Source organism: Falsihalocynthiibacter sp. CO-5D18, from assembly GCF_041205445.1.
In the GTDB taxonomy this organism is placed as follows: domain Bacteria; phylum Pseudomonadota; class Alphaproteobacteria; order Rhodobacterales; family Rhodobacteraceae; genus Falsihalocynthiibacter; species Falsihalocynthiibacter arcticus.
Genome location: NZ_JBGFCF010000062.1, coordinates 1 through 1,196 on the forward strand (window position 1 = coordinate 1; position 1,196 = coordinate 1,196).

The 1,196-nt window shown below is 51.0% G+C and carries 1 protein-coding gene; it reads left to right on the plus strand.

The annotated features are described in order from the left end of the window. The first annotated feature begins 2 nt into the window (after nucleotides 1-2). Nucleotides 3-1,181, plus strand: coding sequence for an elongation factor Tu (gene tuf / locus AB9F27_RS21870; RefSeq protein WP_369758199.1), 1,179 nt, complete (start codon nucleotides 3-5; stop codon nucleotides 1,179-1,181). Nucleotides 1,182-1,196: the final 15 nt, after the last annotated feature.

Below are 1,196 nucleotides of genomic sequence, written 5' to 3' on the forward strand. Positions count from 1 at the left end.
TCATGGGTAAGGAAAAATTCCAACGTAACAAACCGCATTGTAACATTGGTACAATCGGCCACGTTGACCACGGTAAGACGACTTTGACAGCTGCGATTACGAAGCAGTTTTCGGACAACTTCCAAGCATACGACCAAATTGACGGCGCGCCCGAAGAAAAAGCACGCGGCATCACCATCTCGACAGCACACGTTGAGTATGAGACTGAAGCACGTCACTATGCGCACGTTGATTGCCCGGGCCACGCTGACTATGTGAAAAACATGATCACGGGTGCGGCGCAAATGGACGGCGCGATCTTGGTTGTGAACGCCGCCGATGGTCCGATGCCACAAACACGTGAGCACATCCTTTTGGGTCGCCAAGTTGGCATCCCTGAAATGGTTGTCTTCATGAACAAAGTTGACCAAGTAGACGACGATGAGCTTCTTGAGTTGGTTGAAATGGAAATCCGTGAGCTTCTCACAGAGTATGGTTATGACGGCGATAACATCCCCGTAATTGCTGGTTCTGCTTTGGCTGCTTTGGAAGACCGTGACGAAGAAATCGGCGCCAAGAAAATCGCTGAGTTGATGGCGGCGGTTGATTCCTTCATTCCACAGCCTCCACGTGCGATTGACGAACCTTTCTTGATGCCAATCGAGGACGTGTTCTCAATCTCTGGTCGCGGTACTGTTGTGACTGGCCGTATCGAGCGCGGTGTTGTTAACGTTGGGGATTCCATCGAAATCGTTGGTCTCAAAGACACAACAACAACCACTTGTACTGGTGTTGAAATGTTCCGCAAACTGCTTGATCGCGGTGAAGCTGGTGACAACATTGGTGCGCTTCTTCGCGGTGTTGACCGTGAAGGTGTTGAGCGTGGTCAGATCCTTTGTAAGCCCGGTTCTGTTAAGCCACACACGAAGTTTGAAGCTGAGGTCTATATTTTGACCAAAGAAGAGGGTGGCCGTCACACGCCGTTCTTTGCGAACTACCGTCCACAGTTTTACTTCCGCACAACGGACGTAACGGGCACAGTTACGCTTCCTGAAGGCACAGAAATGGTAATGCCAGGCGACAACTTGAAGTTCACAGTTGAACTGATCGCGCCAATCGCCATGGAAGCTGGCCTGCGCTTTGCGATCCGCGAAGGCGGCCGCACTGTTGGTTCCGGTGTTGTCTCTAAAATCATCGAGTAAGCATTAGCTGCTTGA

Coding starts and splice junctions, on each gene's coding strand:
- tuf (WP_369758199.1), top strand. CDS start 3: ATGGGTAAGGAAAAATTCCAACGTAACAAACCGCATTGTAACATTGGT.